This is a genomic window from Chryseobacterium sp. FR048 (assembly GCF_056844665.1).
Map to the genome: position 1 here is coordinate 656,315 of NZ_JBXDSE010000001.1, position 26,088 is coordinate 682,402.

Sequence of the window (26,088 nt, forward strand, 5' to 3'; positions counted from 1 at the left end):
ATGCAATTACTCTTTTGAATGTCCGTGAGGATCATGCTGCAGGAAAGCCTGCGTCTATTATCCCTGCCCTGAATTATAAAAATTTTCGCTGAAATGCAGAACACTTGCTGACCATAAAGCAAGTGTTTTTTATATCAAAAATAAGAAAAACCTCACAAACAACTGAATACCAAATAAATATTTTCACCAACTAATGAATAATATGAAAAATATTTATTAATTTAGTTCAACATTAAAACTAAATCATATGAAAAATTTAAAGAAACTCAGCAGAGAAAAGGCAAAGCATATTAATGGCGGAGTCATTGAAAGATGCAGCGAAACAAGACCGTGTTTTATTGGATTTTGCTGTAGAGGAGCCTGCATGGAATATGCTTGTATAGATTAATAAGCTTTCTAATTGTTTAAACTAATCATTATGAAAAATCCAAATCTCAAAAGACTGAACAGAACTGAACAAAAGGAGATCAAAGGCAGCGGCCCGGTTAAAAAATGCAGTACCAGCGCACAATGTGACCCCGGCCAATGCTGTGAAGGAGGAATGTGTATGTACTCTCCTATTATACAATGTGAACCTATTTTTGAATAATATAGGCTATTATGATTTTTTAAAATTTAATTTTTGAACACCTGCTCCCACGGGTGTTCTTTTGTTCTTATAATGAAGCAATAAACTTTAATTAATCCTTAATTTTCCCAGTTTATTACTCAGTCTTAAAAATTTGAATTATTTTTGCATATCCAAAAAATTTCACGTTTTGAATTCTAGAGACGAACTTATCTTCAACCCAGCCGATATTGCCGAAACTCTCAGCGACCTTCCTGCTGACGAGAGGTTGTTGGCATTTTTGAAAGTTCCGAAAGAGTACAAAGCTGAAGTTTTTTCACACCTCGACCCTGATTTTCAAGAAGATACCATCAGAAGTATTGGAAGCGACGAAGTTTCTGAAATTCTGAATGCGATGACTCCCGATGACAGGACCGCTCTTTTTGAGGATTTCCCGGATGAACTTATCAAATACTCTATCAATCACCTTAATCCGCAGGAAAGGAGGATTGCTTTAAAGCTTCTGGGATACAATTCAGATTCTATTGCCCGTCTGATGACTCCTTATTACATCCAGATCCGTAAGGAATGGACGGTAAAAAGATGTCTTCAGCAAATAAAAAAGGTAGGACGAAGGGTGGAAACCATGAACTACCTGTATGTAGTAGATGAAAGAAACCGACTGATTGATGACCTTGCCATCGGAACTTTACTATTGGAAGAGGAAGACACATTGGTTTCTGATATTACGGATAATCATTTTGTGGCCATTACCACTACGACTTCCAAAGAAGATGCCGTTACGTATTTTGAGAAGTATGACCGCGGCGCTCTTCCCATTATTACGGAAGCCGGCGTTCTGGTAGGAATTGTGACTATTGATGATATTCTCGATCAAATCGAACAGCAGAATACGGAAGATATTCAAAAATTCGGGGGATTGGAAGCATTGGACCTTCCTTATACCCAAACGTCCTGGACCGAAATGATCAAAAAGAGAGCAACCTGGCTGATTATTTTATTTGTTTCGGAAATGCTTACTGCTTCGGCAATGGGGTATTTTGACAAAGAGATTGAGAAAGCTGTTGTTCTGGCCTTATTTGTTCCGCTGATTATTTCCAGTGGAGGAAACTCAGGATCTCAGGCAGCGACTCTGATCATCCGTGCTATGGCTCTTCAGGAAATCAGCCTTAAAGACTGGTGGTATGTCATGAGGAAAGAGATCGTTTCCGGACTATGTCTGGGAGCTATTTTAGGAGCTATCGGGTTTATCAGGATTATGCTTTGGCAGCAGGTAGGCTTTTTTGACTATGGTCAATATTGGGTGTATGTAGGATTAAGTGTTTCTGTTTCTCTTATTGCGATCGTATTATGGGGTACTTTATCCGGTTCTATGATTCCATTTGTTTTAAAGAAATTAAAACTCGACCCTGCAACTTCTTCTGCTCCTTTTGTGGCCACATTGGTGGATGTTACAGGACTTATCATTTATTTTACAGTGGCCGGACTTTTCTTAACCGGAAAACTTTTGTAATTTTAGGCATCATCTAAAATGCCAATATGAAAATCGTTTCACTTGTACCCTCTATTACTGAGGCTTTATTCGATCTCGGGCTGACTGAAAAAGAAATCATCGGCCGGACAAAATTCTGTATTCATCCTCAGGATAAGGTAAAAAACGTAGCCATAATAGGTGGTACAAAAAACATTAATATCGATAAGATCAAAGCTTTACAACCGGACCTTATTCTTGCCAACAAGGAGGAAAATGTGAAAGATCAGGTAGAGGCTTTAATGGATGATTTCAAGGTAATGGTAACCAATGTAGAAACCATCGAAGACAATTATTATCTACTGAAAAACTTCGGGAAACTTTTTGGAAAAGAAGAAAGGGCTCAGGCTTTTAATCTTAAAATCTACGATATTCTCACCCATGCAAAACTCGAAACGAGTATAAAAGCAGCTTATCTCATCTGGAAAAATCCATATATGACTGTTGGCTCCGACACTTTCATTCACAGAATTTTATCGGAAATAGGATTTGAAAATATTTTTAAAAATAAAACCCGCTACCCTTCCATAACCGCTGAGGATCTTTCTGAAGCTGATGTCATCATGCTTTCTTCTGAGCCTTTTCCATTTAAAGAAAAACATATTGAAGAACTTAAAGCCATCTATCCTGAAAAAAAAATCATGATTGTAGATGGCGAAGCCTTTTCCTGGTATGGAACCCATATTGCAAAGTGCGGGAATTATTTTAATGAAATGCTTACTGAAGTAATGGCTGAACAGGATTAAATTTTAACCGAAATACCATTTTCTTTAAAACTGCTGAACAGACTCTGCTTTACGATGCTTACCGTTTCTTCGATGCGGTAAATGCTGCACCAGAATTTGATCAGGATTCCGTAGTTTCCTTCGGCAATGGTACTGTAATAAATCTGATAAGGCTTTGTCTGATCAACCTGTGAAACTTCATGAAGTGTACTTTCTGCAAGTTCATTGATTTTATCCATAGATTCTGTCTCCAGCACTGTTAAAGTGATTTCAACCAGTTTCAAATTATCGGTATAGGTCCAGTTGGTAATATTCTGAGACAGTATCGTTCCATTTGGAATGATGATTTCAGCCCCGTTAGGCGCATTGATCTTTGTGGTACGAAGTCCCATAGACTTTACTCTTCCCGTCTGGGAACTGACATCAATAATATCACCTATCTGAATAGGTCTGTCGAAAATAAGAATGATCCCGGACACAAAATTATTGACAATACTCTGCAGACCAAGCCCCACTCCTACTCCAAGAGCTCCGATCACAATGCTTATTTTATCGAGAGGCATTCCTGAAGCGGCTACAGCCAGAAGATACCCTGCAATGAGAATCAAAAGTCTGGTAATCAAAAGTCTGGAATGCTGCTCTTTGTTGATATTTTCTTCGTCTTCATCCTCAATCTCCCCAAAAAAGTAGGCTACATATTTCTGAAGCAGATGGGCCGTCCAAACCAAAGCCAGAAAAAGTAAAACACTCCCAAGAGTAAATGTAAAACTACCTATGGTATTGGGATGCGAAAGGATTTTTATAAATAATGCCCTGGCAGGAATCCACAGATTAAGATTAGACGCCATCACTGCAAATCCGCCGTACCCTAGTATCAGGATAAAAGGTTTTCTCAGATTGGAAGCCAGACTTTCATGATCAAAAAGCTTACTTATTCCTCTTTTGACTCTGGATTTATAGATCTGAAGAAGAATAATCTCTGTAATAATCTTTAGCAGGATGTTGAGTGAAATAATCTGAACAAATACAGTAATTCCGGTAAGACTTAGGTTCTGCGCCAGAGAAACCCGTCCAAACAGATTGAGAAAAACCGAAAACAGACTGAAAATCATAAAGATGGTGAGGCCCAGTTTAAAAGCCATCTTATTATAAGGCAGATGATCTGTATTTTTAAACTTCAATAAGGTATATCCTATTGATACAATATTAAGGAGTATAAGCAGACATCTTCCAAATAAATCTGCATTAAGGAAAAGACTCACCAAACAAATCAGGATGAATACCGCCATAATAAAAAGCCAGCTTCTCACTTCACGATGTTCCCATGATTTCCTGAATAATAAAAAGATACACACGATAAGGCCCAACTGAAGGATTTCACTGAAGGTAGCCGGAGCATAAAGGTTACTCACCACGGCAATACATATTCCTACAAGAAGCAGGGGTATAAAAAGTCCATTATTTAAATACCTGAATTTTAAAAGACTGAGATTATCAAAATAACCAGCTTTTTTGATGTACTGTAAGTTTCCTTTGATATACCAGCTCAGCAAAAGCATAAAAATAGCCAATAGAACCAGGCTTACCCAAATTGTCCTGAAATAATAAACGGTTACAAATTTTTCAATTTTGAAATTGTCCGCGGTTTCCTGCTGCACATTTTTCTCTGAAATACCAGCTTTACCGACCTTCCACAAAGCGGGATATTCTTCTTTAAAAAGATCGATTCCTGACCTTTGCAGCCGGTCTTCCAAGGTACCCATGGCATCTGTAATACTGGTTTTGTATTCCAGCATCTGCCTCTTTTTTTCATTCAGAATTCCCTGATTGGCATTCAACAGGCTATCTGTCTTTTTATACTGTTCATTCAGGGCCATCAGTTCAGGCAAAAACTGCTTGATAACGGCTGTATCTTTTACAAGCTTAATAAGCGTTGCGTTGTCTTTTAAACTGACTACCTGCTTTCCAATTCTGTTGAATTTAGCATCCTGTGCATTAATGAAATTATTCTGATTTTCAATTTCTTTCCTAATCCCTACCAGTTCATTCTGATACATTTGTTGATTACGAACATTGAGATCGGCTCTTTTAATACTGGCCAGAATAAGCTGTAGTCTTTCATCGGTAGCTTTCATATCACCGAACACTTTGTATGCATCAATACCAAATTCAGCATCTGTATGGGCATTACGGAGTACTCCGTCTACTTTTTCAATGATAAGGAGGTAATCTGTGGCAGAAGTTTCGTCGCCAAACATTTTGGGAGCCGGAAGAGAATCTTTTTTAGGAGCTTCCTGTGGGCGATACCAATTAAAAAGGAATAAGCACAGCAATATAAGCCATGCATGGGTGTTTATTTTCATCATTTATGTTTTAAAAAGTTAAAATCTTGTAATTTTCGGTGGGAACTCCGAAAATTACAAGATTTTAGATACTTCGTTACAAAGCCATTCCAACAGTTCACGGTCTTCTTTCGTGAAAGGATCTATGGTATGGGAATCAATGTCGATCTGACCGATATTTTTTCCGTCTTTGAAGATCGGAACAACAATTTCTGCTTTTGTATCAATCGAACAGCTCAGATAATTGCTTTCTTCATGTACATCAGGAACAACGAATGTTTCATTGGAAACGGCCACCTGACCACAGATTCCCTTTCCGTAAGGAATAATGGTGTGGTCTGTAGGAGCTCCTACATAAGGCCCCAGAATCAATTCATCTTTATCCCCGTTTTTAAAGTAAAAACCTGTCCAGTTGAAATAAGGAATTTCCTGATCCAACAGGTGGCATACTTTTTCAAGTTTTTCTTCTGTATTATGCTTAGGACTTTCAAGAATAGAGGAAAGTCTTTTCTTTAATTCTGACATTATAATTATTTTTTAAGAGAATTGTTTTAAGGAAAGCTCTTCTTTATAGCCGAACATTCCACGCTCTTTGATCATTTCTGCTACGCCTTCCGGAACCTGAGTTTCCCAGCCTTTGGTACAACATGCTATTTTCCTCAATATTTCTCTTGAGTAAATTTCTAAAAATTCCGGGTTATAATTCGTAATATCTACAATACGATTGTTACGTTTGAAGTATTTGTACAATTCTTTAAGATTCTCCTCTACTTTAAGGTTTGAAGAATCCAGCAGCTGATGGGTTTCAGGATCTTTATAAGGGTATAGGTATACTCTCATTCCGTTTCTGAAGAATTTACCGAATGCCTCAAGGATTCCTCCTGATAAATTTTTATAGTATTTCTCATCAAATACCATCAACAGGTTGTTTACTCCCATTGCGACCCCAATATCTCCGCTTGTATAAGACGCAAAATAATCGATCAGTCTGTAATATTCTGAGAAGTTTGAAATAATAACGGTGTATCCCAGTTTCCCCAGGATGTCTACTCTATCCAGGAAGTCTCTTTCATCAATATCACCATCGGCTCTAAGGTTGGAAATCGTAATTTCAATTAGGACTTCTGTTTCTTCATGAGTACAGGTGGCATCTTTGAAAAACATATCCATCCCGTTCCGAAGCATATCAATATTAACCTTTGTTACCGGTCTGAAGCTTCCTCTTACCGCAAAAATATTCTTCTTGTACAGGACATCAGCCGGAAGCATATTACTTCCCTGAGAATTGAAGATCACCGCATCGGTCATCCCGTTCTTTACCAACTGTAGAGACATCAGTCTGTTGTCTACATAGGCAAAAGCGGGTCCGCTGAAATCGATCATATCAATTTCCAGATTATCTTTTGCAATATCATCGTATAAAGACTCTACCAGGGTTCTTGGATTGTCAAAGTAATTGAAAGCCCCGAAAATCAGGTTTACCCCAAGGTTTCCTAAAGTTTCCTGCTGTAGGGTAGCATCATTTTCTTTGAATTTTACGTGAATGACGATTTCATTGTAATCTTCATTTTCTTTCGTCTGAAAACGGATTCCTACCCAGCCGTGGCCTTTCACTGTTTTATCAAAATTGATCGTCGTTACGGTATTGGCATAAGAGAAGAACTTTCTGTCGGGATTATTATCTCTGGAAATCCTTTCTTCAATCAAAGCCACTTCATAACGAAGCATTTTGCGAAGTCTGTTCTGGGTTACATACCTGTTTTTTACTTCTTTTCCGTAGATGGCATCACTAAAATCTTTGTCATAAGCAGACATTGCCTTAGCAATCGTACCGGAAGCTCCCCCTGCTCTAAAAAAGTGACGAACAGTCTCCTGCCCTGCTCCAATCTCTGCGAAAGTACCATAAATAGTAGGATCTAGATTAATTGTTAATGCTTTTTGTTTAGGAGTTAGTTTCTGATACATTAGGACATGAAATTTTTTGTAAATTTACCAAAATTAAACCAACCTCAAAACAAAATGAAGTTGAAATTTTTAGGAACCGGTACTTCCCAAGGTGTGCCCGTTATAGGCTGTACATGTGAAGTGTGTACTTCCCAAAATCCCAAAGACAAACGTTTACGCTCTTCCGTCATGGTGACTACGGAGGAAAATAAAAAAATACTCATCGATTGTGGTCCGGATTTCAGACAGCAAATGCTTACCAACCACGAACATAACGTAGATATTGCGCTGATCACCCATGAGCATAATGATCATGTGATAGGGCTTGATGATATGCGGCCGCTTATTTTCAAGAGTGGAAAAGATGTCCCCCTCTACTGTTATTCAAGAGTAGCCCATGAAATTAAGAACCGTTTTCCTTACGCCTTTGCAGATGTGAGATATCCTGGTGCACCCGCTTTTGAACTCCACGAGATCGAAAACAAACCGTTTAAGGTTTTAGATACTGAGATCACTCCTATTGAAGTGATCCATTTTAAGATTACGGTCTTTGGATATAAGTTTAAAAATCTGGCGTACATTACAGATGCCGGCTTTATTTCTGAAACTGAAAAGGAAAAACTGAAAAATTTAGATGTGCTGATTTTAAACTGTATCAGAAAATTCGACCCACATCCTGCCCATTTTATCCTTCCGGATGTCATTAAACTGTTTGAAGAGCTAAAACCTAAAAAATTATTTTTAACCCACATCAGCCATCATTTAGGTGTGCATGACATTGAAGATAAACAACTTCCACCCGGAATGCACCTTGCTTACGATGGTTTGGAAATTAATTTTTAAAAAAAATTCTTCAAAAAGCTTTTGAACATTGAAAAAAGTTCCTATATTTGCACACCAATTTGAAACAAACATCATGTTTGAATCAACATCAAGCCCAGGTGGCGGAATTGGTAGACGCGCTGGTCTCAAACACCAGTTCTTAGGAGTACCGGTTCGATCCCGGTCCTGGGTACACAAAAACCCTGCAAACGTTGTTTGCAGGGTTTTTTATTTTCAATTAGGCTTCATAAAAATTAGTCGTCGTGTAAAACATCGTGTAAAAAGTTTTAAAAAATTTTTCATTTCAAATATTTAATCGTAATATTGCGATATAATTATTCTAGATTATGGGAGTAACAAAAACTGATCATTTTACAGAGGAGCAGAATAAAATCGCGATCATTGCAAAAGCATTAGGTCATCCTGCCAGAATTGCGATCATTGAGTATCTGCTAAAAGTAAATACCTGCATTTGTGGGGATATTGTCAATGAACTTCCTTTAGCTCAGGCAACAGTATCTCAACATTTAAAAGAACTAAAAAACGCAGGTTTGATTAAAGGGAATATTGAAGGGACAGCCATTTGCTACTGCATTGATGAAAATACTTTTGGAATACTGAAAGATTATTTTTCAAAAATTATTCTGACTGTTACCAATCAAAAATGTTGCTAAGGCATTTTTTTTAAATAGATTTATCGTAATATAGCGTTTAACCAATAAATAAAAAACAATGAAATTATCTGAAATCAAAGTCATTTTACCGACACTAGAAAATGGAACTTTTGTTCCTGAACATTTTCATGTAACAGAAGTAGGAACAGTGACAAAGCATTTTATCGACTGTGGCGGAACCATCCGAAATGAAAAAGCCGTCAACTTTCAGTTATGGAATGCTGATGACTTTGAACATCGTTTAAAACCTACAAAGCTCTTAAATATCATCAAGCTATCAGAAGAAAAATTAGGAATTGAAGATGATGAAATTGAGGTTGAATATCAGGATACAACCATTGGCAAATTTGACTTAGAATTTAACGGGAAAAATTTTGTGCTTAAAAACAAAACTACAGCGTGTCTGGCTCAGGATGCTTGTGGAATTCCTGTAGAAAAACAAAAAGTAAACTTATCTGAACTTTCTAACCTTCAGACTTCTTGCTGCACTCCAAATTCCGGATGTTGCTAAATTCAATACATTAAAATCAGATAAAATATGTATCCGAAACTAATACAAACAATAGAATTACTGAAAAATCAGAAAATCAGTGAGGAGAGAAAAGCTACTTTAGTACCACTGGTTGATTTTATTCAAAAAAGGCTGGAAGAACGAAAAGAAGTAACCATAAACTTCATTTGTACTCATAATTCAAGAAGAAGCCATTTATCACAAATCTGGGCACAGGTTGCAAGCACTTATTATAATGTACCGAATGTGACTTGCTATTCAGGAGGAACAGAAGAAACCGCTATGTTTCCTAAGGTAGTAGAAACGTTGGAAAACCAGGGATTTTCAATTAGTAAAATTTCCGATACGGAAAATCCTATCTATGCTGTCAAATATGACGAAGACAGACACCCAGTCATAGGTTTTTCTAAAAAATATGATAATTCTTTTAATCCGATGCATGGTTTTGCGGCAGTCATGACCTGTTCTCAAGCAGATGCAGGCTGTCCTTTTATTGCAGGAGCAGATCAACGTATTCCCATCACTTTTGAAGATCCGAAAGTTTCTGATGGGACATCTGAACAAACAAAAGTTTATCATGAAAGGAGTTTGCAGATTGGTGCTGAAATGTTCTACTTCTTTTCTCAGATAAAAAAGTAAAGAATAATTTAAACAAACGTAATGCAGCCAAAATTAAAATTTCTTGACAGATTCCTTACTTTGTGGATATTCCTGGCCATGTTTTTAGGAATAGGTTTAGGATATTTCTTTCCTCATATTTCTGAAATTACCAATTCCTTATCAATAGGAACTACAAATATTCCACTGGCAATAGGCTTGATTATTATGATGTACCCGCCATTAGCAAAGGTTGATTATTCATTATTGCCTAAAGTTTTTCAAGACAAAAAAGCCATTGGAATTTCTTTGCTGCTGAATTGGGTGATCGGCCCGGTTTTAATGTTCCTGTTAGCAGTCATTTTTCTTAGAAATGAACCTGATTACATGATTGGTTTAATTCTTATTGGCTTAGCAAGATGTATCGCAATGGTACTCGTGTGGAATGATCTGGCTAAAGGAAACCGGGAATATGGAGCATTATTGGTCGCTCTTAACAGCTTATTTCAGGTAGTGAGTTACAGTTTTATGGTTTGGCTTTTTATCAATGTCTTGCCGGAAAAGCTGGGTTTAGCTAGTTTTAAGGTAACTGTATCAATGAAAGATGTTACAGAAAGTGTTTTGATATATTTAGGAATCCCCTTTCTGGCAGGCTTTTTAACCCGTTATTTTTTAACTCAATTCAAAGGTTTGGAATGGTACAACAGGAAATTTATTCCCAGAATATCTCCACTGACATTATATGCACTTTTATTTACGATTGTACTAATGTTCAGTCTTAAAGGTGATAAGATCTTAGAATTGCCATTGGATGTTTTAAAAGTAGCTGTACCATTAATCATCTATTTTGTATTAATGTTCTTTATAAGCTTCTTCATAAATAAATTATCAGATGTTCCCTATGACAAAAATGTATCAATTGCTTTTACAGCCACTGGAAATAATTTTGAATTGGCCATTGCTGTAGCGATTGCTGTTTTCGGAATTCATTCTCAACAGGCTTTTGTAGGGGTCATCGGGCCATTGGTAGAAGTCCCCGTCTTGATACTGCTTGTAAGGATAAGTTTGTGGCTAAAAGAAATAAATTATAAGAGATAAATTCAAAACAAGGAGCGACGAATGACTTGTATTTTGATGAAACAGGAAATCTGAAAATCATTAAAATTAATCCTATTATTCTAAAGTCTTCTTTATTTCACGGCTTCCCCATCTTTTTCCGTATATCTGTTGCTGTGAAATTCAATTCAGATTATTATTCTTTTATATTAGTCCCAGATTTTGTACCTAGATTCTAAACTTTTTAGGAGAAAAACAAAAAAAGCCGTATGAAAAATTTCCATACGGCTTCGTTTAGCAAAATTGTTTTGAGACCTGTTCTTTTAGATGGGAGGAAGCGTATAAATAGCTTTTATGTACGCTCCTATTTCAGCATGATGTTAAAAGGCACTAACAGGATTATTCATTCTTATGTAATAGAAACCGCCACTTTAATTCTTTATAATCTTCTCCGAAATCTTTTTACCATCAGCAAAATAAATTTCTACCATATAGGCCCCTTTTACCAGATGACCTACATGAACGGATGTAATTTCCTTTTCATTCACTTCCAGAGTTCTTCCGCCTATCATATTATAGATCACTACTTTTTTTACAGGCTGTTTTGACTGAATGTGTAGAATGTCTTCTACAGGATTAGGATATATGGTCATTGCTGACTGTGAAAGGTTAATATCATCAACACTTAAGCAACCTCCGCTAACTACAGTCACAGGTAAGCGTCCTAAACTTTCACATAAATTTATTGTTTGGGATGCATAATAAGTCGTTCCACTCACCAGTGGTGTGGTAGGCGGCAAAAGGTTTCCTCCGGTATCATACCATTGAATATTGGTACCGTTAACGACAAGTTGAGAAATGGTATTTCCTGCGCAAAACTGCTGCGTATTACTTCCTGTCGGTAATGGTGTACTGCATTCTTCAAATATTACATTGTCCAGATAAGCAAAGTTTCCGGGCTGAGACGGCAGATTCCTAACCCCTTTAAATCTAACCCTATTAGTTCCGGCAGGGAGAAGGATCGATTTTGTTACCCATTGTGATGGAGTGGGATTATAAAAAGGACTCAACATGCTAGGTCCGGTATTCAGCTCACCATTTATTCCTATCTCATAGTTATGTGCTTCTGTATAAGTTGCTCCTAAATCTGAAGAATATTCAAGGATGATATGATCATCAGCAAAAACAGTCTGCAAAGCTGGTGGCATTATATATCGATTGACCGCTGCAAAATCAAAAGTTAGTCTTATCCATCCTCCTCCTGAAGATTCAAGAACAGGAGAAATCAAATAATAGATAGAAACTCCCTGTGGACTATAAAAATTATACATAAGGCATCCCTTCTCCCCATTTGGAGAACCAACAGCCGGATTGGGACCAACAAGCGTAGGGGACAAAGAATAATCCCATTGAGACTGTGTTGGAGTACCACCGAACTTTTCTGAATAAGGTAATGTAACCTGTGAAAAAATAAACACAGGAAACAATACCATACAGAACAATACATGAAAATTGTTTTTTAGCATAGAATTTTAAAATTAGATCATCAATACTTTATCATATAAAACTGATATAAAACGTCTCTTTATCAATCAAGAAAGATTCGTTATAACATCAGTTATTGTAAACAAATGTATTTTTAATCCGTCTTGAATAAAATGCCAGATATCTATTATTTTATGTAAAAATGGCAGGTAAATAATCCTTTTTCATTTTGAAAAATTCTATTATTCTTCAACTTTGTTCATTTCCATACCCTTTCTATCATATATCTATTCAGGTTGAATTGGATTAAGAAGAAATCTAAATTTCATCATTTGTGTTTTAGTTGTGAAAAAAACAGAGCGTAAGGATGAAAATAAAGTGAATCACAATTAACACTTTTTCCCGATCAAAAGACTTATTTCCATCCTTGATGCTCTTTAATCTCTCATAAACCAATATTTAACCTAATAGAAATCTCTTTAAATTTGTATTCATGTTTTGTTTCTGATAAAATTGACCAAAATCACGTCCATTTTACCAACGTTAGAAAAAGGCGGGAGCTGGGGTTAGAAAGTAAGACTTCCAAAATCATTGTGTTTTTTAAAATTTATTCCCGCCTAGAACTAACTCAATATTACTTAATATGATTCCTTTTATTGAAGGACGTATATCATTCTGCCAGCAACTAGCCTATTTTCATTCTTAACTGTAATTCTATAAACATCCGCATCATAAGCTCATTTTTAGAATTACTGATGTAGAGATTACTTTGTATCTGTAGTTTTGATTTTGGGGCATGAACTCCAATTTCTCCTACATTCCTGTTGGTGATGTTATCTGTAATGATCATTGTTTCTTTACTACTATCATTACCATCTGAGGATGAGGTTTGTCCCTATACATCAGCAAAAAGGAAGAACTACTCTCTACTTTATGAGAAAAAGTTTATCATGGTTTAGTTTCTTATCCTTAGTTCTATATAAAAATTTTTGTATTCAAATTCAATTTCAGAAATTGACAGCAGACCTGAAAAGATTCACTCGTCCTTTTTATTCAGGAGCGTCTCTGATGAAAATGAGAAACTGTGTAACAGTTAATGAAAGGGACCTCTGGTCCGCAGAAATGTAAGATTTGTTCATAATTTTTTTTTTGTGTTTTTAGAAAAAGTCATTGACTTATTGGTATGTACAAAAGTATCAGTACTGGGAATAAAAAAAAATAATAGATATCTATCATTTTTAAATAAATTTATTTTGCAAAAAAACAGACAACACTAAAATTCCCTCTTTGATTATTGCGATCAGCAGATAAAATATTCTTAATATACCCTAATTGGTATGAAGTGTATTTATAAATGTTTCAATAGGATTGAAAATCTTTCCTTCCGGATATTTTTCAATAGATCAACCATAGATCAAAATAAAATTACTTTCCGTCCGGAAGTTTTAATTCAAATTTTATGACTTAGAAAAAATGATAGATATCTATTATTTTATATCTCTTACATTCATCGGATATTGCAGATCTAAGTTTATCTGGGTTTGGATAAGCAATCATTAACAACTTATTACCATATGATGAAATATAATACTTTAAAAGACAGTTTTAATTCTGAAAAAATAAACTGAAAAGCCTAAAACAATTTTTTGTTTTGTTTGTTACGAAGTGCCATTCAGAATACTCTGCTTTTATTTCTATTTAACAATTTCTTTGAAATTTCTACTTTTTCCCTAAAAAAAAGATAGCATTGTATTCTGAACCCGGCACAAAACTCCTGATGTCTTTTTGACTTCAGGAGTTTATTTTTCTTTCATCCTACAAATTATATTTCTTATTCAATAACGCTGAGAGATTAGGTACATCTGGGAAAAGGGTAAAATCATTGATTCCGAACAGCTTCAGATAAGTCATGACTTCAGGTATGGTCTCTTCCGGAATTTCTACTTTCTTCCAGATATTTTCTTTTTCTGCAATTTGCATTTCCATCGGGGCCTGATCTCTTCCCTGAATCGTAAAATAACCGTTTTGAGAGATCAATCTTCCGGATTTCCTGACCGGATAAATGGCTAGAGGATGTTTCCACCAGATTCCATCCTTGAGATTTTCGGGATTCTCCATCTGCTTTTGCAGCATACCTCGGAATGAATATCCGTTTTTATGGTTCAGATGATCAGGATCATAGAAATCTCTATGCCGGGTACTGTACGCATTGAGAGCAAATGGATTTAGGAGAATAACTTCCGGCTTATGACCTTTTTGATAGCTGCATAAGGCAAAATACAAGGCAGCCCCAAGATTATCTGTCCAGTCGAGAATTCGTGTTTTACAGTCATAATGCTGCATATGGAACAGAATATCCCAGTCTGAAAATTTACGGTCATGGATTTCCATTGCTTTAGATCTAAACTCATAAAAGATAGATTCTTCGCTTTTCAGAGAGTAGTTTTTTCCTCGGAAAATATTGGGAATAAGCTTATAACTTGTATCTGAATGCCCGCGGAAAAGACATTCTTCATCAGGACCTAAATTCAGTTCCTGTTGTTTTTCAAGGATCTGGTTGACAAAGTTGGCAAATGTTTTCATTTGGAATAGATTAAACAGGTTGAAATAGAATTCTTATAGAGTCCGAAAGATTTTGAAATCAGGCCAATAATCAGTATAAAACCAAAGATTCCCCATAGCACTCCACGCCAGTTTCTGAATAGCAGAATATCTGTAAACGCTAAAGCAACAAGGGTCATGATTCCTACAATCCATTTGAAGATCTGCACCCATTTAAAAGGTCCGAATATAAATTCCGGATTATTTGCCTTGTAAAAACTGTAATTCTCTGTCCAGTCCAAAGCCATATAGACCACCCCAAGACACAATAATACAGTCAGGATACCAGACCAGAAAGTTTTCGTCTTGGTATCTTTTAATTCGCTTTTCTGTTTCAAGGCATAGAATATAAGGAAAAAGCCTCCGAAAAAGACCGCAAAATTATCATAGTGCAAAGTAAGGCAATCCAGAGTTTGGTGATAAGTACTCAAGCTATTGAACGCTGTTCTAAATTCCTCAAGATCTTTGTATATAGGAGGCGATTGTAAGCTATTATGTTTCTTATACTGAAAGAAAGTCATAATTCCCCATAAAACGGATGATGTAAAAAAACAGATCCGAAGCAGCAATCTGATTAAAAAATTATTCATGATAAAGAATTTTCTTGTTGGTTTAAACGGTCACGATCTGCTTTATACTCCTTCCAGTCAAAGTCTTCAAGAAAGCTCAATGCAGCTTCAACTCCTTTTAAGAATAAAATTTCTTTTTGCTCAAATGAAAGCCCGAAGTTCAGCCAATTGATCTTAGTCTGATAGGCTTTTATTTCAGCAATACTATGCTTTCTGTAAAACGGATTAACCGCCAAAAAGGAAGAATCTTCGTTATTCCGGAGGGTATTGATCACATTCCCCACATATCTGCCGAAGGTGAGCTTTTGTCTTTGATTGGCAACAGGTTTTTCATCCATAATCCGGGCTCCCATTATGGGAACTCTAGCCTCCTTGATATGGCTTTGATGAAATAGATTGATTGGAAAATTGGACAGGGATCCCCCATCAATAAGAATTCCGTTCGTAGAGCGGTTTTTTATCCCTTTATCTTTCATCCAGTCTGCGTCTTTATTAACGGGAAGAATTTTAGGTTCAAAAAACAAGGGAATAGCCATGGATGCTCTGACGAAAACAGCAGGGTTAAAAGACACAGAGCCAAAATTATAAAGATGCTGATCTCTTGGGAAAACAATTTTACACTGATTGGCAATATCTGTGGTTACAAAAGAATAGTCAAAGCCGATTTGTTTTTCAAGCTCTTCTTTTATCTTTTTATTTTCTTCAGTTTTGGTATTTTCATTAAGATTTACGGATGCTAAAATTTCTTCATCTATTCTATTTTTTTCAAGTGGAGATTCTTCATCTCTTATGAGATATAATTTGGGAAGTTTCGGATGATGAGATACCCCGGATTTTTCCAGATTTTCTTTAGAATAGTTCTTTTGGTTATCCATTTCCGAGATGATATTGGAATACCATTTTTCCTCTTTGTTTGCTTCAGGCTCAGCCATTTCCTCTGCATGATTGAAATATTCATCGTGACCTGCCATAGATTTAAGTTTCGCATGTTCTTCCACCGCAACTATCTTTCCTTCATTGGTATTCACAAATTTTTTCTCAAACTCCATTTTTCCCTCTGCTTTTTTCTTCAGTTGATCCTGAGTGGTAATTCCGGATTTCTTCAGTTCATTTTTCAGAAAACCTTCAAAAACTTTTCCGGGATTAATACCATATTTGTATCGATTGAGCCTCCACAACAAAATCAGAATCACCAATGACATCCCTGTAAAAAGAGACATAAAAATAAGATAAGCAGGGAACATATCAACGCCGGCATAGCTTAACAAAGGCAATATGATCAATGCGAGTGCCGCTATGGCCAGATAAGAAATCAGGATATTGCTGATCAGCCCCGGGCCTCTGCTCAAAGAAAATATCATAAACTTGACAATTCCCAGTTTGGCATCCACAAAACTCCTCATATTGAATCTTTTATCATCATACATCATCATATCAAACAATTCTGCAGACTTCGGATCATCCTTTTCCCCCATGGAGGCAAGAAATAAGGTATTAATGGCTCCGGCACTGGTTCCCGCCAATCTTAAAAACCTGATTCCCAAATACTCGAGAACAAAAACATAACCCACCAGAGATATTCCCAACGTTCCACCTCCTTCCTGTACAAAATTGACCCATTGAAGTATTTTACCATCATCATTTTTTGAAATCGCATCCGAAAACCTCTTATTTTCCAGTTTTTCTAAACGCTGTGCGAGGTTTCCCTCTCTTCCTTTAAATTTCTCTTTTTCATATTTACTTTTAATGAATTCTAAATCTTTTTTCATGGCTCATGATTTTAGTTTCTTAGTTTAAAGTTTGTTATTTCATCAGTATACAAAACCTTTTATTTTCGCAGTAATCAGAATATTGGTTTTGATCGTTTTGTAGACTTCTTCAGGGAAATTCATTTCATTACAAATTTTGCAATTATATCCTGCCCTGTCAATTACCCATTTGGGTAATATATTTTAAAAACAGCCTATTGATAAGTCCTGAAAAGCAAATATTTTTCAGACAATTAAAGTATTTCTGTTTTTCTTAAAGAATAAATGAATTGATTTCCAGGTAGAATAAACCTGTTGTATTTCTAATTTCAGTTGGTCAGCCTTCAGAATGCTGATTCCCACAAGATCGCTTAAGGCAGAAACCGCACAACTTGCATCGGAGCCACCTGCATTTACCCTACCACCATGCCCCGGATCTATCATAATGATTCCAGTTTTCATGATATAAGTTTTTATAAAGTTAATGAAAATGCATGTGCTTAAAAAATAATTATTCTAAATATGGATAAAAAGGTATTTATTTTAAAAATCCTCACCATTTTTAAGAGAAAAACTCCCGGGAATTCCACGGGAGTTTTTATTGTAATGGGTAAAGCTGCTTTATATTTCTTTATATAAATGGTGCTTACTTTGAAGCTTTATTTTGATGAATTGATTTTTGAAATATTCCCTGAAGTGAGCATAAACTCTTTGGAAGGGAAATTCTTATAAGAAATCTGTTTGATCTCATACCTGGTTTCTTTGCCTAATCCTACCTGAAATGAGGTTACTTTTTCATCATATCTATTTTTGTTGGCATCGATCAGTATTTCAGAATCTGTAATAAGTCGGCTTTCAACATTGGTATGTTTTGTATATTTAAAAATGTCTTTATTGGCAGATAACAGTTTCTTTTCTATTTCCTGATCTCCTTCTGTGGATTCTTTTAAAACAGATTCTAATGTTCCGGCTTTATTGTAGGTGAATTTAAGATTCCATTTGTCCAGATAATCGCTGGCCTGGCTTCTGTGAGATTCCATATACCCTTTTATTATTTTAAAATCCTTATGTTTATATTTTGCATAGGATGAAATATATTTTAAGTCATCAAGGTTATATCCTGTCAGAAAGTCCTCCAGAAAGTCGATCAGGTCAGGAATGTTCAGGTCTTCACCAATGTTTTTCTGTACATATTTATAGTAGAGATCGTTCAGATAAAAAGTGTCTTTATCTCCAATTAATATTTTTCTTTCCTTATCATCAAATGCAATGGTAAGTTTTGTACTGTAACTTCCGTTTTTGTAATCCAGCAAAAGCTTTTTCTGATTTTTTGTCAAGGTACATATATTGGGAACTTCCTTTTCTGATACCTGAGTATCATTAAAACGATAGAAAGCTATACTGTCTTTTTTAGGGTTTGATATATAAATAAGACGGTTCAGGCTTACCTGATCATTTTTATTTACCTTCCTGTCATCCACATATTCTCCCCTATCGATCGTTTTGTTGACAATCTGCGTTATGGTATATGATTTAGGTACCTGAGCACAGGCATTGATGTGAAATATCCCAAGGATAAGCAATATATACGCTAATTTTCTCATTGATTAAGCTTTTACTTTTTTCCAAAATATAGTATATCCAGCAACACGGGTTGCTTCTAAACCAAAAGACTGCTTTGCTGCATTCTTATAGTAAAAGTTACCTGTCGTCCAATAGTCTTCTTTTGCAAAATCCGCATTAGGAATTGCATAAACTGCTTTATTTTTTTCTTTTACGATTTTGTGCGTATGATTGCCTTTATCACACTTATCATCATGAATTGAGTTGTAGGCTAAGGTTGAACCTCTTCTTCCTGTTACTTTGCCAACAAAAGAATCATAGAGGCTCTTACTGATTTTAATATAGTCATATTCATCAAATTTATTATGGCCATATTTGGTTTTACTGTCAGGTTTTAGATCTGTATCAATTCCCCAGGCCAAAAAGTCTTCTCCATCCCATTGCGTCGCATTGTCGGTAGGATCATTTTTCACCTCATCTACATCTCTTAGAAGAGCATCAATTGCACCGGCTCTGGAATGTAAAGAAATGGTATCTTTTTCGGTGGTTTTCATTTCAACTTTATCTTTGGCATCCACACTTGAATAGCTTGAATTCAGCAATTCGAACATTGTTTTTCCAACTCTTTTTGCTTCATTGTAATTGGTGTGTGCTATGTAAAGATATTCTTCTTTTTCAGATGATAAGCCTTCATGTTTAATAATATTGCAGACTTTCTGGAACTCACTGTGTTCAATTTTCAGTTTTTTAGGGCTTTTGTAAATATCTTCTTCTGATCCTTTCCCTTCACACGCATATACGTCTGTTTCTTTTCCTATTTTTTGCCCCGTTACATTGCCTTCAAAGGTTCCGTTATAATTGTAAAAGTAACCGTTGATCTTTTCTTTTGATTCAGGCACCGGAGCTCCCACTGCATCTACAGTTTCCGGCTGATGAACCTGTCCGCTGTCTGTAATGGTAATATTCACTCCTCCATAGGTACAGGGAATTGTACTTTTTTGCAGTAACACCGGCTGTTCCTGAGAAAGGTAGGTTCCCACGTCTTGCCAGTCTCTTACATTCATAACGGCGGTACAAGGAACGGCTGCATTCGGGCTCTTTTTACAGGTTCCCAGAAACACAAGACTCTTAGGCCCTCTCTCTTTGATGGTGGCTGTTTTCTTGTCCTGTATGGTAGGAGTATCGTAATTGACCTTCATGATTCCTTTGGGATTGGTGCATAAGACACATTCCAAAGTAGCTGTATCGATGACCACTTTCAACCCGTCATCGGTACTGTCCTTTTTTTCGTTTTCGGCACGCTTTTCCTCCATTTTCTTACTGTTGGCAGCCTTTAACGCTTCACTATCCTGAGGTGTCGCCGGATTCTGAGTTTCCGGTGCTGTATTTTCTTTATCTTTATCGAGGTTATCCATAAGTAATTGAAAAATGTCTTATTCAGATTGTAAAATTTTCTGTGAATGTGGTATCATTCCAATGGTTTGTCACCCGCCAATTTTAAATAACAGTCAAAATACTTTTCCTATTTATCTTCTAAATACTTTTCCCTTATTGTCTTTATTGAATCGAGATTAAAATTATTGATTTCAATTTGCCCAAAGTCTTTTTCAGTATATACCTCTGTTGGAAATTTATCTTCAATATACTTTTTAGGTGGTAAAGAATCATCAGCAGGAAGGCTGTTGACCAGATTAAAGCTATATTTATCAAGTAAAAAATTATTCATTTTACTATTATATTTAAAGGTGAAATATTCTTTTAAGTACTGGCCGCCTTTATTGGTACAATAAGTCTGTTCAATTGTAAAATACAATCTTTTCTGAGTTATTTTATTAAAACTATTCTGATCACAGTCTGATAACCCGGGATAGATCATATCGTTATTTAAAGCAATAATCTTTCTTTTTGAAGAACTTATATTTTCACATAGGACAAATTTTCTTTTATGATCTTTTTCAAAAATAAAAATTGAAATTTTTTTGGAAATAAAGCGATAGTCCTTTTTAAAAAACAATTTATAATCCTCTTGTTGAAAATCTTTTACATCCATATACCCCCCTACTTTCTGAGCTTTAACAAAGTGAAGGGTGATTACAGCAAAAAATAAGATCATTAATTTAAAGAGACTTGTTCTTACATTCATTTATCTTAAAAACTTTTTTGGTTATTTGTATTCAAAATAAACACATTACTATCTTTTTTAAATCACCTCTCAGCTTTTTGCTCAAACTCTTTAAGAACTTTAAAATAATACTTGTTTTTATACTTATTGAAATAAAGTCTGTCACCAACAATATTATTTCCTAAAAAAGTCCGTTTGATAATCAATAAATTCTTCTTGCAACAATCAACAGTAACTTCTATTTCAGCATTGCTCCAATAATTAACGGTTTTTATATTTACATTTTTCCCCAGCCATTTATTTTCTTTTTTATCTATTGATAAATAAACACTATCTGCCTCCACTTTCTGATGAACGATGATGTTGCTATTTAAAACCTTACTAAAAATCTTTATTTCCTGAGCATTAGCCAGAATTCCAAATAGTATAAAAATCCATAAATAGATAATTTTATTTTTTCTTATTAACACAATTTTCATATTTCATAATTTCTTTTAGATCTGCGACATATTTAATTCTTTCATTCAAACCATTAGGATGTTTTACCTTTCCATTAATCCCTTGTGACACATACAATGTATTATCCTGATCTGCAGCAACATTCATACTCAATCCAATAGCATTAACTTTGTCATCATTTTTCCAATACCAGCCAGCCGAATCAAAAGCATAATCAATATTTGTCGCTAATAATTGAGCAAAAGGAATCAATTTATCCTTATAAAATTTTTTATCATTTAAGCTCTCCTTCGTTTTATTTACTTTATTATAATATTTTACATAATTGTAATCATGGGTAATTTGCATAAAGCCTCTTCCTTGAAAATTATAACCGCCGCTATAATTTGATGGTGTATTTTTTTCTGTCCGCCCTTCAAATGTAGCTCTAAACCTATGAGACTCATGATGAGCCTGCGCAATAAAATGAATTTTTCTAATACAAGTATTAATATCATAATTTCTAAGTGCCTTGTTGATTGCATCTGTTACTTTATCATAAGTAGAATCTCCCACGGTCAAATGCTCTACACGTTTAACATCAGATTGATTTGCAAATAATAAATCTTTAGTATGAGGCATATCATACACCGTTAAAGCAATTTTTTTCACCACTTTTTTCTTCACTCCATTTATAAGTTCAACCTTTTTTTGTGTAGTATATCCCATAATTTCACCTTTCCTTAATGCAACTACAATTTCTTTTACCTCATCTGGTGTAAAATCTCTATTACAAAAACACTTTTTTTCATCCTTTTGTTCCGGCACTGGTGCTCCTACTGCATTAACCTTTTCAGGCACATTTATTTGCCCTGACGTTATAAATTCTATTTTCCCGGTTTCGGGTGGAATATTTCCCGGCATTTTTCCTATTCCGGGTAAAGTGGATTTCTTGAGCAAAACATAGTTATCCTGCACTTTCACCGTTCCGAAATCCTGCCATTCTGCAAGACTAATCATTTTAAAACCATCATAAAAAGTAAAATTGGCAACTTGTTTCTCTACAATGGTTCCGGTAAGTTTATCCTGAGTGGTCGGTACATCACTCAACACTTTAAATTCTCCCAAATGAGCATTGAATTTTATTTTAGCTCCATCTATAGCCAATAATAAACCTTCATCATTTTTGTCTTTTTCTGCATTCTCAGCCCGCTTCTCCGGCATTCCCTTACTGTTTCCAGTATTAGTCTGCCCATTATTCTGAGTCTCAGGAGTAGTTCCTTCTCCATCATTCTTTAACCTATCCATAATAATGAATGTTTTAAATGGGTATTATGCTTTTTGACTTCTGTAAAACCCTCTTCATAATGCCCTTTTTTGAACTGTAACAGACCTCCGAAATGATCAACCTCCGTTCCGTCAAGATTCTCAGGAGAAATGGTTAAAATCATTTTATTACCCTCTTTTACAGGGGTCACAATTTCTATAAATCCATCCGGAGACTGTCTTTTTCTTCTGCTGTCAAATGGTTGCAACAAACCGTTGAAAAGCAGTCCGAACATATTATAGCCTCCCAGAAATTCTATTAAATCCTCTTCGTTGTCCAGTAAACTGCTGATCTGTCTGAAGTAATTTTCAATAGCCTCTCCTTTGTGGGTATTGGAAAGCCTGTCAACAATTTCCGGCCATCTTGAACGGAGAAAACCGATATTATCAACTCTCATGATATTTCCATCGTGATCCACCGTCAGTTCCAGTTCATCAAACAGATAGCTGATTTGTTTTAAAAATTTTCCTGCTGCATTATCATCGTTTGAAAAATTGAAATCAACGACAAGAATCTGATATTTAAAACCGTCTTTTTCATTCCCCAGATAATAAATTTCAGCTGTTCTTACGTAACTTTTCTGAGTACTGTAAGAGGTATCCGGATTAGAAGTAACGATCGTTTCAAATCTGTAAGTTTTGCAAAGATTCTTTAAAGGATGTTCCAATGTCAATTCATTTATAGCTTAAAATTCCATTCTTATTCGGTCATCAGTCGGTGCATAGGCAAGTGTATCCACCAGTGTATTGATTTTTGCAGACCGGTGCAGATACCTGTTTTTGAGTTTTCTGAGGAGATAATCTGATCGGTATGCTGTAACCACCACTTCATCTAGTGTTTTTGCCATCACCGGCTTTTCAGAAGAGGTTTCAGCAGGTTCTTCTACAGGAGTTTCTTCAGTCTGAGTTTCTTCTTGATGTTTAAAGTTCCCTTTAAGGGTCCAGTTTTCATTCTTTTCTATGATATGTTCTTTCATATAGGCTTTCACCTCATCCAGGAAAGGATCGTTCAAAGCATAGTCAGCCATTATCTTGGAATAGAGCAGGCTTTCATTCTTTTTATTGAGATAAGGTAAAGCATAATCACACATAAAATGAAGCGGTATAAAGCTATATCCTCTATACAGAAAACGGGTTCCGGTCAATACATACTTCCAATGCGCTTCTATTGCCAGTTGTCTTTCTGTGAACCAGCCCTGTTCTATTAATTCATCTCTGTACCCATGCAATGAACTTGAAAAATAAGCTTTCTCAAGCCAGACATATTCCTGTCCGGTTACTCCTTCCGCAGGGTCGGGTTGGTATCCTTTTTCACTCAGTTCTGCGGCAGACATCACATCATGGTTATAGCTTCCCCCCACATCGCTGTGTACTCCCGGGAAATTCCGTTCAATACCTGATTTAAGGTCAACATCCACAAATCTTGTGAGAGAAAAATTCTTACGGTGTTCGTCTGCAGCTGTAAAATGTACTGCTTTCTCAGGGGCTCCCAGTTCATGCAAATGAAGTTCATCAACCTTTTTCCTGAAGTTAGGAATAAGAAGGCATGTAGGATCGTAAGAAGCAACCGTATCATAGACTCCAATGAATCTGACTTTAATGGTCATAGAATCTACCAGTTCACGGTCTATTCCCGCCTGAAGAAGCGAGGTTCCGAGATGCCCAAACTGAGGAAGAAGCCCATTTTTCACCCATGATTTTTCGATTACCATAAATTCGCTGGTCTCATGGTCTACTTCCATTTCCATAGCCCCTTCTACGGGAGGATAATACAATTTCGGGGGATAAGCATCCAGCTGTAAATTGTAGGCAAAATTCCGTGCTGCAGCGGCTCCGCGGCTAAATCCGAAAATATCTATAGTAAGTTCAACTTCTTCTACCTGAGTTTCAGATTTTAACTTCAAAAAAATCTTTTCTGCCAGAGCCTTACAGCCATTTCTTACTTTTCCTACCACACCAGTTTTCCCACGCCCATATTTAAACCCCGCACCTGAATCGTCCTCTTTGTCGGTTGTAGCAATTCCTTCTATATAAAAGGAATATACATCTTTCAGGGTACACATATACTTTCTGGCCACATTCGTAAAATCATTGCCAAAGCTATTGTCATCCTTAGCATATTTTTCGAAGATTTCTTTTTCTTCTGCAGTGGCAGAAACGTTACGGAACTCTCCTTTTCTTTCAACTTTCTTACGGATCTTGGTATTCTCCATATTGTTCCTTGTACCATCAAAGAAAATTCCATAGGTCAGTTCTAATTTTCCTGGACCAGGAGGTTCCGGATTTCCTGTATTATAAACAAGTGTTTTGCCCATAACTTAAAAACATTAATACGTGAATTTTGTTTTCCCGATAAGAATTTTATTCTTTTTCAACCAGATTTCATCATTTCCGTTGATCAGTTTCACCGCTGCTGCCGTTTTAGGAATGTTTACCTGGACCTGTAAAACAATCTTTGCATCAGGATCGGCTTTTGATATTTCTTTAAATGCAGAAAATATTTCGTCTTCATCAAATTGAATCTGACAATAATATCTATTCCCATCCAACCAGGTTATATTCATTTTACTGGGTACCGAAAGCTGATTAACCGTAGACCATAACAGGTTTTTAGGAATAATCTGAGAATAATCTTTCAGTTGGGTTTCTCCGAACAGGTTTTCATTTTCTCCATTAAAATGAAAATAGAAAACCTCTTTCAGCTGCCCTTTATCCGGCGGAATAAATTGTAAACTCCAATTGTATCGCTGTCTGTATCTGTCCCACAATCCGTAAGGAATAGGTTTTCCTTCATTGGCCTGTACCACTTCTTTAGGAACAATACCAAATTCATGGATAATTTTGCGCTGATACTCCGGATCAAACATATTTTTCTGAGGACCCGGGCTCAATGCATCGATTTCAGATTTTGGTATTTCTATTTTTTTTCCCTGATACCTTCCTACTTCTACCTGTCTTCCTGCCCCTGAAAGCCAAATGACAACAACGCCACCCGGCGCAAATCCTACAATGATCTGATTATAATTTTCTTTTCTCGGTTTGGGATTATCCTGACTCATTGAAGGAACCAGATACCCTTCCTTGAAGAGTTTTGAGATTTTTTCAAAGTCTATATCGGTATCAATTTCATAAAATATTTTTTCAGCATAAGCCACCCAAATCACATGCAAATGGTTAGGAACCGCTTTTTCTCCATTACTCATTCCTCTGTTGGCATCTCCCCATATTCCGCCTGTTGTTCCGCTGAATAAACTTGTAAATTCTCCGTTTTCGGACTCCAATCCTCCACGATATACATCCACAGGGTAGCCTAAAGGGGCTGAGGTGGCATCCAGCCATTCATATCTTGTCATTGCTTTTGTTTTTGTTTTTTGGTGATCTTTCTTTTCCTGACATGAGATCTGGATAAAGAATAACACACTTAGAAAATATTTTATGAATCTGTTCATTATAAAATTATTTACGG

General features: G+C 35.9%; 25 protein-coding genes and 1 tRNA gene. 9 read left to right on the plus strand and 17 right to left on the minus strand.

All coding sequences use genetic code 11. The annotated features are described in order from the left end of the window. Positions 1-418: 418 nt before the first annotated feature. From AC106K_RS02870 to AC106K_RS02880, 3 genes are all read left to right on the plus strand, one after another. Positions 419-589, plus strand: a complete 171-nt coding sequence (locus AC106K_RS02870; RefSeq protein ID WP_156172927.1) for a hypothetical protein — start codon at positions 419-421, stop codon at positions 587-589. Between the two features lie 169 nt (positions 590-758). After that, positions 759-2,081, plus strand: coding sequence for a magnesium transporter (gene mgtE, locus AC106K_RS02875; RefSeq protein WP_482443334.1), 1,323 nt, complete (start codon positions 759-761; stop codon positions 2,079-2,081). A 26-nt stretch (positions 2,082-2,107) separates the two neighbouring features. Then, positions 2,108-2,845: an ABC transporter substrate-binding protein gene (locus AC106K_RS02880; protein ID WP_482443335.1), complete on the plus strand. Its 738-nt coding sequence runs from the start codon at positions 2,108-2,110 to the stop codon at positions 2,843-2,845. Here the strand turns inward: AC106K_RS02880 and AC106K_RS02885 are convergent. The 3 genes from AC106K_RS02885 to AC106K_RS02895 are packed head-to-tail and all read right to left on the minus strand — an operon-like array spanning position 2,842 to position 7,131. Further along, a complete protein-coding gene (locus AC106K_RS02885; RefSeq protein ID WP_482443336.1) occupies positions 2,842-5,190 on the minus strand; it encodes a mechanosensitive ion channel family protein in 2,349 nt (782 codons plus the stop codon). The two genes, AC106K_RS02880 and AC106K_RS02885, sit on opposite strands and share 4 nt — an antisense overlap. 51 nt (positions 5,191-5,241) lie before the next feature. Beyond that, complete coding sequence (locus AC106K_RS02890) at positions 5,242-5,691, minus strand: GAF domain-containing protein (protein WP_034692242.1); 450 nt, start codon at positions 5,689-5,691, stop codon at positions 5,242-5,244. Between the two features lie 12 nt (positions 5,692-5,703). Beyond that, positions 5,704-7,131 (minus strand): TonB-dependent receptor, encoded by a 1,428-nt coding sequence (locus tag AC106K_RS02895; RefSeq protein WP_482443337.1) that lies wholly within the window; start codon positions 7,129-7,131, stop codon positions 5,704-5,706. Between the two features lie 54 nt (positions 7,132-7,185). On the opposite strand from AC106K_RS02895, the gene AC106K_RS02900 reads away from it, so the two are divergent. The 6 genes from AC106K_RS02900 (at position 7,186) to arsB (ending at position 10,812) form a co-directional block, all read left to right on the plus strand. Then, the gene (locus AC106K_RS02900) at positions 7,186-7,953 is read left to right on the plus strand and encodes an MBL fold metallo-hydrolase (protein WP_482443338.1); all 768 of its coding nucleotides are present in this window, start codon (positions 7,186-7,188) and stop codon (positions 7,951-7,953) included. Between the two features lie 92 nt (positions 7,954-8,045). After that, positions 8,046-8,125 (plus strand) — tRNA-Leu (locus AC106K_RS02905). A gap of 154 nt (positions 8,126-8,279) precedes the next feature. Next, positions 8,280-8,606, plus strand: coding sequence for an ArsR/SmtB family transcription factor (locus AC106K_RS02910; protein ID WP_482443339.1), 327 nt, complete (start codon positions 8,280-8,282; stop codon positions 8,604-8,606). 58 nt (positions 8,607-8,664) lie between these two features. Next, positions 8,665-9,117, plus strand: a complete 453-nt coding sequence (locus tag AC106K_RS02915; RefSeq protein ID WP_482443340.1) for a DUF6428 family protein — start codon at positions 8,665-8,667, stop codon at positions 9,115-9,117. A 27-nt stretch (positions 9,118-9,144) separates the two neighbouring features. Further along, positions 9,145-9,756: an arsenate-mycothiol transferase ArsC gene (locus tag AC106K_RS02920; protein WP_482443341.1), complete on the plus strand. Its 612-nt coding sequence runs from the start codon at positions 9,145-9,147 to the stop codon at positions 9,754-9,756. Positions 9,757-9,777: 21 nt separating this feature from the next. After that, entirely contained in the window at positions 9,778-10,812 is a 1,035-nt protein-coding gene (gene arsB / locus AC106K_RS02925; RefSeq protein ID WP_482443342.1) for an ACR3 family arsenite efflux transporter, read from the plus strand. 389 nt (positions 10,813-11,201) lie between these two features. Here the strand turns inward: arsB and AC106K_RS02930 are convergent, their stop codons facing one another. From AC106K_RS02930 to AC106K_RS02995, 14 genes are all read right to left on the minus strand, one after another. Beyond that, entirely contained in the window at positions 11,202-12,296 is a 1,095-nt protein-coding gene (locus AC106K_RS02930; RefSeq protein WP_482443343.1) for a T9SS type A sorting domain-containing protein, read from the minus strand. A 644-nt stretch (positions 12,297-12,940) separates the two neighbouring features. Next, on the minus strand, positions 12,941-13,105 hold the full coding sequence (locus tag AC106K_RS02935; protein WP_482443344.1) for a hypothetical protein: 165 nt from the start codon (positions 13,103-13,105) through the stop codon (positions 12,941-12,943). Between the two features lie 965 nt (positions 13,106-14,070). Beyond that, a complete protein-coding gene (locus AC106K_RS02940) occupies positions 14,071-14,838 on the minus strand; it encodes an FRG domain-containing protein (protein WP_482443345.1) in 768 nt (255 codons plus the stop codon). Further along, entirely contained in the window at positions 14,835-15,446 is a 612-nt protein-coding gene (locus tag AC106K_RS02945) for a hypothetical protein (protein ID WP_482443346.1), read from the minus strand. Before AC106K_RS02945 ends, AC106K_RS02940 begins: the two co-directional genes overlap by 4 nt. Then, positions 15,443-17,194: a patatin-like phospholipase family protein gene (locus AC106K_RS02950; protein ID WP_482443347.1), complete on the minus strand. Its 1,752-nt coding sequence runs from the start codon at positions 17,192-17,194 to the stop codon at positions 15,443-15,445. Before AC106K_RS02950 ends, AC106K_RS02945 begins: the two co-directional genes overlap by 4 nt. Before the next feature lie 225 nt (positions 17,195-17,419). Continuing rightward, entirely contained in the window at positions 17,420-17,635 is a 216-nt protein-coding gene (locus AC106K_RS02955; protein WP_482443348.1) for a hypothetical protein, read from the minus strand. A 197-nt stretch (positions 17,636-17,832) separates the two neighbouring features. After that, the gene (locus tag AC106K_RS02960) at positions 17,833-18,777 is read right to left on the minus strand and encodes a hypothetical protein (protein WP_482443349.1); all 945 of its coding nucleotides are present in this window, start codon (positions 18,775-18,777) and stop codon (positions 17,833-17,835) included. A gap of 3 nt (positions 18,778-18,780) precedes the next feature. Next, positions 18,781-20,151: a DUF4280 domain-containing protein gene (locus AC106K_RS02965; RefSeq protein WP_482443350.1), complete on the minus strand. Its 1,371-nt coding sequence runs from the start codon at positions 20,149-20,151 to the stop codon at positions 18,781-18,783. Between the two features lie 107 nt (positions 20,152-20,258). Further along, complete coding sequence (locus tag AC106K_RS02970) at positions 20,259-20,786, minus strand: hypothetical protein (protein ID WP_482443351.1); 528 nt, start codon at positions 20,784-20,786, stop codon at positions 20,259-20,261. A 155-nt stretch (positions 20,787-20,941) separates the two neighbouring features. Continuing rightward, complete coding sequence (locus AC106K_RS02975; RefSeq protein WP_482443352.1) at positions 20,942-21,337, minus strand: hypothetical protein; 396 nt, start codon at positions 21,335-21,337, stop codon at positions 20,942-20,944. Next, positions 21,309-22,604 (minus strand): hypothetical protein, encoded by a 1,296-nt coding sequence (locus AC106K_RS02980; protein ID WP_482443353.1) that lies wholly within the window; start codon positions 22,602-22,604, stop codon positions 21,309-21,311. The genes AC106K_RS02975 and AC106K_RS02980 overlap by 29 nt, the downstream gene beginning before the upstream one ends. Then, on the minus strand, positions 22,592-23,290 hold the full coding sequence (locus tag AC106K_RS02985) for a hypothetical protein (protein ID WP_482443354.1): 699 nt from the start codon (positions 23,288-23,290) through the stop codon (positions 22,592-22,594). Before AC106K_RS02985 ends, AC106K_RS02980 begins: the two co-directional genes overlap by 13 nt. 18 nt (positions 23,291-23,308) lie before the next feature. After that, entirely contained in the window at positions 23,309-24,937 is a 1,629-nt protein-coding gene (locus AC106K_RS02990; protein WP_482443355.1) for a T6SS phospholipase effector Tle1-like catalytic domain-containing protein, read from the minus strand. A gap of 12 nt (positions 24,938-24,949) precedes the next feature. Then, positions 24,950-26,071, minus strand: a complete 1,122-nt coding sequence (locus AC106K_RS02995) for a DUF2931 family protein (RefSeq protein WP_482443356.1) — start codon at positions 26,069-26,071, stop codon at positions 24,950-24,952. Positions 26,072-26,088: the final 17 nt, after the last annotated feature.